Annotated in this window: 5 protein-coding genes and 1 tRNA gene; 1 reads left to right on the forward strand and 5 read right to left on the reverse strand. The window is 36.4% G+C overall.

What is annotated here, in order from left to right:
* Positions 1 to 232 precede the first annotated feature (232 nt).
* On the forward strand, positions 233 to 3,232 hold the full coding sequence (locus QNJ50_RS03395; RefSeq protein WP_300631974.1) for a hybrid sensor histidine kinase/response regulator: 3,000 nt from the start codon (positions 233 to 235) through the stop codon (positions 3,230 to 3,232).
* Positions 3,233 to 3,759: 527 nt separating this feature from the next.
* Here the strand turns inward: QNJ50_RS03395 and QNJ50_RS03400 are convergent.
* From QNJ50_RS03400 to QNJ50_RS03420, 5 genes are all read right to left on the reverse strand, one after another.
* Positions 3,760 to 4,245, reverse strand: coding sequence for a hypothetical protein (locus tag QNJ50_RS03400; protein ID WP_300631977.1), 486 nt, complete (start codon positions 4,243 to 4,245; stop codon positions 3,760 to 3,762).
* A 302-nt stretch (positions 4,246 to 4,547) separates the two neighbouring features.
* Positions 4,548 to 5,993 carry a glutamate--tRNA ligase gene (gene gltX, locus QNJ50_RS03405; RefSeq protein WP_300631979.1) on the reverse strand — a complete coding sequence of 482 codons (1,446 nt, stop codon included), beginning with the start codon at positions 5,991 to 5,993 and terminating at the stop codon, positions 4,548 to 4,550.
* A 105-nt stretch (positions 5,994 to 6,098) separates the two neighbouring features.
* Positions 6,099 to 6,172: transfer RNA gene (locus QNJ50_RS03410), tRNA-Asp, on the reverse strand.
* Between the two features lie 67 nt (positions 6,173 to 6,239).
* Positions 6,240 to 7,838: a serine/threonine-protein kinase gene (locus QNJ50_RS03415; RefSeq protein WP_300631982.1), complete on the reverse strand. Its 1,599-nt coding sequence runs from the start codon at positions 7,836 to 7,838 to the stop codon at positions 6,240 to 6,242.
* A gap of 165 nt (positions 7,839 to 8,003) precedes the next feature.
* Positions 8,004 to 8,214: hypothetical protein (locus tag QNJ50_RS03420; RefSeq protein ID WP_300631985.1), on the reverse strand; the 211-nt coding region annotated here is incomplete at its 5' end.

Raw genomic sequence — 8,214 nt, forward strand, 5'->3', positions numbered from 1 at the left:
ATGTAAGTTTAGTAAATATAAATTTAGTAAGAGGTGGAATGGGTAGAAGATAAATTTACTATAAGAAGAACAGCAACATAATGCATAAAAACTGTCTTAAATAATAAGATATCGAAGGGGATATAAATTGAATATGAATATCTGTAGACATTTAAACTAAATTTAGATTTAAAGTAAGACCCAGGAAATAAAAAATAATATTTGAATCATAACTTGAATAACTAATAAACATATGTACGAGAATAAAGAGCTAGAAATTCAAAAACTATTTCTAGAAGAAGCTACCGATTATCTGAATACTTTAGAAGACTTTTTATTAGGAGTAAAGCATACCTATTGTATTGAAATTGAAAAAATCAACGCTGCTTTGAGAGCCGCTCATTCAATTAAAGGTGGTGCGGGTATCATGGGCTTTCGAATTTTGAGCGATCTTGCTCACCGCTTGGAAGACGCCCTAAAAGTTCTCAAAACCCAAAACAAGTCGTTGGAGATTGATGATGAGCTACAAGGTTTGTTGCTCTCTAGTATTGATTTTTTAAGACAGATAGTAGATTTTCATTCCCAAGGTCAATCGATATCGGAAGAATGGTTAGAAAATTATTGCTATCCAGTTTTTGAGAACTTACATCAAACTTTAGGAGATCCCGTACCTGAAGATGCAACAACAATACTCTCTACAGAAGACAACTCCCAAGACATAATACCTTTAATTTTCCAAACCGAAGTTGAAGAATCTTTGCAACGCCTAGAATCATTACTAGGAAGTGGTGAAACCTCTGGTTTATCAGAGGAACTGGCAATGATGGCTGCTGGTTTGGGTGGTTTGGGAGAGATGTTACAAATAGAAGCTTTTACCCAACTGTGCGAATCAGTTGCATATCATTTAGCAACTACTGATACTGAAGCAGTAATTTTAGAAATCGCTAATACTGCATTGAAAGCATGGCGAAATTCTCAGGCATTAATATTAACTAATCAATTTAATAATTTACCTAACGCAATTGATTGTGATGTCGACATAACTACAGTAGTTTCCAACAAACCAGAAGTTCAAACGAGTGAAGTCAAAATACCCGCTTCTCCAGAATTAGATAATTCTTTAGATACATCACTCTTTGCTGACATTATTAATCCTCCAATACCTCAGCGCACCGAGAAATTGGCTGTGGAAAAAACATTATTTGGAGATGAGGACTTTGTAGAAACTCCCCAACAATCTCAACAATCACAAACACAGCAATTAGTAACTCCACATAATCATTCCGAACACCACGAAAATACGGTCAGGATTCCTGTTAAACAGTTAGAAGAAATTAATGATTTATTTAGCGAACTGACAATTGAACGTCACAGTTTTGACTTCCAATTAGTAAGATTGCAAAAGCTCATTCGCAATTTAAATCAGCGCGTTCAAACACTAGAAACAGAAAATTATGCTCTGCGTACAGCTTATGACCGATTAGTTTTTAAAATACCTGCTTTAAGAGCAACAAAATATCATTCAAAAACTTCAGAAGAAAATGATAAAAATACTCATATAAAAAGCCTCACTAATAAATTTGATACTTTAGAATTAGATTCTTATGACGAAATCCATATGCTATTTCAAGCAGTTATGGAAACCGTCGTTCAAATTCAGGAAGTGGTTGCTGATGTTGAGGTCAATCTAGAAGATATTCAACAAGTCAAGCGCTCATTTAATAAGAATTCAAAATATTTACAAAATGCTCTTACCCAAGCAAGAATGCGTCCTCTATCAGATATTGTTGATCGCTTTCCTAGAGCGTTACGCGATATGAGTGTGGAGCACGGTAAAAATGTTCAATTGAAAATAGAAGGTGCTAATACTCTAATAGAACGCAGTATCTTAGAGTCCTTAAATGAACCATTAATGCATATGATGCGTAATGCCTTCGATCATGGAATTGAAGAGCCAGCGACGCGCTTAGCATCAGGTAAATCAGAATCAGGAGTCATTGAAATTGCAGCCAAACATCATCGCAATCGTACCATAATTACTTTACGGGATGATGGCAGAGGCATTGATTTAGAGCAAATTCGTCAAAAAGCTCTAGCTATGGGCTTAGATGAGTCTCTATTAGCACAAGCAACGGAAGAAGAATTACTGTCGCTGATTTTTGAACCAGGATTTAGTACCAACGAGCAAGTAACATCTTTGTCTGGTCGAGGTGTGGGCATGGATGTGGTGCGAAATAATCTCAAACAAGTAAGGGGGAATGTTACTGTTAATACAGAGCTTGGCAAGGGTACAACTTTTACCCTCTCAGTTCCATTTACCCTTTCTGTTGCCAGGATTCTTTTAGTGGAATGCAATAGAATGTTATTAGCATTTCCCACTGATGTGGTTGAAGAAATTTTCTTGCTAGAAGAAAGTCATATTTCTCAAGTAGATAGTAATGAATTTGTCTACTGGCAAGATCGGAGATTGGCTTTAATTAGGTTGAATCAATATTTGAAATTTAATTGTCCCCGCTACGATAATCCTGATCTAGAAACTCCAGCAGTTATCAATTCTGCCAGTGTGATAATTATCAAGAGTGGGAATCAGTTAGTCGCAGTACAACTAGATCGTACATGGGGCGAGATGGAAGTTGCGGTGCGCCAAGTGGAAAGTAATATACCTTTACCACCAGGTTTTAGTAATTGTACTATTCTTGGTAATGGCAGAGTGGTACCCTTGGTTAGCATCAATGAGCTACTGTATTGGATTGCTAGTAGTGAAGCGGTCAATAACAATCAAAATTCTTCCCCAGAGCCCATCGCATCTGGTATGTCTCCATCGCTGTTACTTTCAAACCACTCCATATCCAGAGTTAGAAGAAATACAATTTTGATTGTTGATGATTCAATAAATGTCCGGCGTTTCTTAGCTTTAATGCTAGAAAAAGCTGGGTATTCAGTAGAACAAGCAAAAGATGGTCAAGATGCTTTAGACAAATTGGGGGGTGGTTTGCAAGTTGAGGCTGTAATATGTGATATTGAGATGCCACGAGTGGATGGTTATGGCTTTCTGGGTAGTATCAAATCAGTAAAAGCATCTAAGGATATACCCGTGATTATGCTTTCATCTCGTAGTAGCAATAAACATCGAAAGCTTGCAATGCAACTTGGTGCTGTCGCTTACTTCTCCAAACCATACAACGAACAGGAATTATTACAAGCTTTGGAAGAAATTATTGCTGCACCTGCTTCTATGTTGAGCATGTCTTAGACTGTTTACTTGATGTATATCGCAATCCTAAATGATTTATAAACGGGAATTATTTCTGGGCTTGGGTTTGAAGGTGCTGATTGTTCACATTTCAAATAGGATTGCTATATATCAAACTCAACATAAATCAGTATAAGATTCTGCTGCCATAAAACCCTCCTATTCTGAGTGATATCATTTCCGGTAAAACACTTGCGATAAGGTTCGTAGTAGCGCTTGAGCGCAAATATTTTTACTATGAAGCTAAAGCGCTACTACAAACAAACTATTTTTAAACAAGTAATTAAGCGGACCAGGACTTACGCAAGTGTCACAATTGGTGGTTGGTGCGTGACGCTATAAGTCTGATTCTTACGTTCAGGTATTTTTACAGCGTCACACACCCTACAGGAAAAATATGCCAGTTGCGTAAGTCCTACGGACATGATATGAGGGTTTTAATGCAATAAAAATGATAGCTTTAGAGTAGAGGTTAAGTGGTTAAAAATTATTATGAGATTTTACTAGAGCGCTGAAACTATCAAACATTATTTTGTTTCTGTAATTCTCAATTGGTAAGGGAGATAATCATCTTCATTGTAAGATCCGATCCAAATGTAATATTCTCCCGGAAGCCACTCACCGGTAATACCGGGATTTTTACCTTCAAAATCGTCATTACACCAGCTACCTCCGGGACCTTCAATCATCAGAGTTGTATCTTTTGGACTTTGCACCTGCAGTTTTAAATAATCAAACTTACTAGTTAATTGAAGAGTATGGTCTGGTTCTCTGTCAAAGAAACCTTTACATGGACCTGTAAGAGTTTCTGTTCTATCTGCAAGTTTATTCGCTGGAATCTTTCCACCGCTCATACCGCTGACAACTAGTGGATCTGGGTCAAATTCGTTACCAATAACGATATCTTCAAAAATTGGTGCTGGAGTTTCATCCGCATGAGCGACAAACTTAATATCTGATAAAGTTAGCAGAGTTATTGTTAGCAAAGATAACTTTAAAATTTGATTTATCATTATTATTTGCCATTCTGATTAGATGATTTTTAAGTAATTTGAATGACATTTATTTTACAAACCAAGTTCCCGATTCAGGAGTAATTGCTGATAAGTTTTTGGGTATTGAGAAATTTTTTGATTGACATCAAGAACTTGATATTGAATTGATAATTTATATCTAATAATGGGTAATGGGTAATGGGTAATGGGTAATTGGAAAAACCTATTACCTATTACCAATAATTACATATTAGTCATAGACCAATTACCCCAATGGTAAATTCACAATCTATGTTAATAAAGATTTAGATGCTTAGACTTTAACTTGCTGCGGCTAAAGCTTGAGTTAAGCGTGATTTATCTAAATTGATTTTATTAAGTAGTAACCAAGATTGCATCAGGTCCGGACCATTGAGTTCTCCAGTTAGTGCAGCTCGCAAACTTCGCATTACAAGACCTTTCTTGAGTTTTTGTCCTTTTACTACCTGTTTGATAATATCTCCTGCGGTAGTCGCATCTAAAGGATTTTTATCATCCAAGGCTGCAATAATTGCTTCGACTGAACCAATTACTCCTTCTTTTTTTAGTTGAGCGATCGCTTCTTCACCATATTCCACTTCTGTTGTGAAAAAGGTTTTAGTTAAACTTACTATGTCCTGTAGACGAGTCAGACTGGGTTGGGTGAGAGTAACTAACTCTTCTAGCCACTGGCGTTCCCTACCATCGTTCAATTTACACCCAGCTTTTTCCAATACAGGCATGAGTAGATCTGTCAATTTATCTACTGGCATATTGTGAATATACTGGCTATTAATCCAATCTAGTTTTGCCCAATCAAATTTTGCTCCAGCTTTATTTACTCGTTCAAAACTAAATTCTTTAGCTGCACCTTCCAAGGTAAAGATTTCTTGTGTTGAGTCTGGGGGAGACCAGCCCAGCAAAGTCATGTAATTCACCAAAGCTTCTGCAGTAAAGCCCATTTCCTGAAAGTCACAAATAGAAGTAACGCCATCTCGTTTGGAAAGCTTGCGTCCTTCCATATTCAGAATTAATGGAGTGTGGGCAAATTCTGGAGTTTTCGCTCCAAAAGCTTCGTAAAGTAAAATTTGTTTTGCAGTATTAGCAATATGGTCTTCTCCCCGAATAACATGGGTGATTTGCATATCCATGTCATCTATAACCACAGCAAAATTATATAAGGGTTGACCAATACCACCGTCGGTAGCGCGAGCAATGACCATATCACCACCTAAGTCACTACCACGCCAAACCATTTTGCCCCTTACTAAGTCATTCCAGACTATTTCCCGAGTGTCATCAATTTTAAAACGAATTACAAAACTACGACCTTCAGCCTGAAAAGCTGTTTCTTGTTCTGGGGTAAGATTCCGATGACGATTATCATAACGGGGTGCTTCATTTCTAGATTTTTGAGCTTCCCGCAATGCTTCCAACTCTTCAGTGGTGGTGTAACAGCGATAGGCTAAACCTTTATCTAAAAGAGTTTGTACTCCTTGCTTGTAGAAATCCAAACGTTTCGATTGGAAAAATGGACCTTCATCCCAATCTAGTCCCAACCAACGTAATCCCTCAAGAATGTTCTCTGTATATTCGGGACGCGATCGCGATGTATCGGTATCTTCAACTCGCAAAATGAATTTGCCACCGAGATGACGGGCAAACAACCAATTAAAAACAGCGGTTCTAGCTGTTCCAATATGTAAGTTTCCTGTAGGACTAGGAGCAAGACGGACTCTAACAGTCACTGCTAATTCTCTCTATAAATCGTGCATAAACAATTTAGCTCAGATTTAAATATCATAAAAGATATAAAATCTAAGCTAATAAAAATCTGATATTGATTTAATCTACGGGACCGACGGGGCTCGAACCCGCAACTTCCGCCGTGACAGGGCGGTGCTCTAACCAATTGAACTACGGTCCCTCAACTGGTGACTAACTAATTATCTCCATGACCTATAAAGTTGTCAAGGGTTTGCTGAATTTTTTTTTCATGGAGATTTGAAGTCGGCTTTTTCGCTCTCACAGTCAAGGGTTTGCAAGAGTTGGGCTCGTATTTGTTTATATTTCTGTTTTAATAATTGCTTACTAAGTTGTGCTTGATGGGAATTGGGTAAGTTTTCACTTTTGAACAAGCAATCTTTTAATAGCTCTTGCTGTTGGTAGCTGACAGCAGCACTTGTAATGTGGGTAATTGGGTGGGGGGGTTCCAAAGAAAATAAAGCTAAGGGATAGCGTTGGTTTTCTGCTAAATAACGCACTAAAAGGCGATGTTCTAGATTGTGCATGTCCAAATAGCTTGGTAACCACTTCGCGCCTAGTTCTGGTTGATGGAGTGCAGTCAACCACAGCAACATTGGATGAGGAGAAAGAGCGAAAACAAATTGGTTATAGGATTGAGAATTTAAGCGTTTGTGAATGTCCTCTTGGGACATCATCAGAAATAATGCGGTGACATAGCTATTTTCAAATTCCACTAAACGGGGGAAAACAATTTCTTGAATAGGTTTATCTTGACTCCAAACTAATCCCCAACAAATTTTTTCCAGAGATGGTTCTAATCCGGAAGTGGAAGGAATCAGACTTGAATGTTTGTGGATATTCCTGTTTGTTGCTTTATCTTGCGTTGTCAAGTTTCTAGTGTTGAGGGTTTTTGTAGGACTTACTAGTTTTTTCTGATGATCGCTGACTTCCAATTTTATATTGTCTAAAACATTAAGAATTTCAGTTAGACTTTGGGGGCGATCGCCCTTAGATTTTGCCAAGCAGTTCATAACTAAATTCTCTAAAACCTTGGGTAATTGGAGTTGAGGATTAATATTACTCAGTTGTCGTGGTGTTTCAGACAAATGTGCTTGATACCAAGCGGCGAAGTTATCATTTGTTATTTCCCAAGGTTTTTCGCCTGTGAGCATTTCATACATTACTACTCCCAAACTATAAATATCAGAACAGTTATCTAATTCTCGATCTTGAAACTGTTCGGGAGAAGAATAAGGTAAAGAAGCGCTGAAACCATCTACTATTGCTAGGGTAGCTGAATTATTGATAAATTTAGCGACACCAAAATCCAAAATTTTGACTAATTGACCCAATACGCGATCAGGAAGGACTAATATATTACTTGGTTTAATATCTCTATGTATTAATGGGTAAAATGTCCCATCAATTTTTATCCCTTGATGAGCACACTGTAAACCCAAACATATTTGACGAGTCAAATTAATAAATTTATTTAAAGGTATTGGCATTAAATCTTGTAAACTTTTTCCCTGTAGGTATTCCATTACATAAAAAGGTTTACCTGATTTGCTTAAACCAAAATCCGTAACCTTGACAATATGTAAGCTTTTCTGACTTAAAGCTGCACAAATACGAGCTTCTGAAGCAAAACTTTGCAGTTGTTTGGAATTAAAAAAATTTGAGGATAGGAATTTTACTGCTACTGGTACTCCGGCGAGCAAAACATCTTCTGCTAAAAATATTTCTCCCATATCACTTTGAGAAATTATTCGCTTTAGTTGATAGCGATCGAGCAATAATTCCATATCATCTGAAGATATGGGAGGTAAAAAAGTATTATTATTCATTTTTTCAAAGATGCTCCCACCGATAATCCATATTGCTAATATTTATATTTATTTAAATGTGATAAATATAATTTTTTCATAAAAAATTATGGTATTTCTTGCTAAAGAATAGATTTGATTATTTTTATAATTTTTTATTTTTTAAATTTATATTTATTAATGAAATTAAATTATATTCCCCACCTTAAATTTACTAATATATTGTTTACAGTAATTTATAATTTTTGCAGTATGAGACCTTTCTGTAATTGTATTTAGTTGATTTTGCTTTAGTCTATTTTGTTTGAGTTTATCAAGTTTTAGTTTCAAAATAGCTTTACACTGTTTTGATGATATCACTGCTTTGAATCGCTGATAGCTTAATAAAAAATCTACC

This window comes from Mastigocoleus sp. MO_188.B34, assembly GCF_030065675.1.
Taxonomy (GTDB): domain Bacteria; phylum Cyanobacteriota; class Cyanobacteriia; order Cyanobacteriales; family Nostocaceae; genus Mastigocoleus.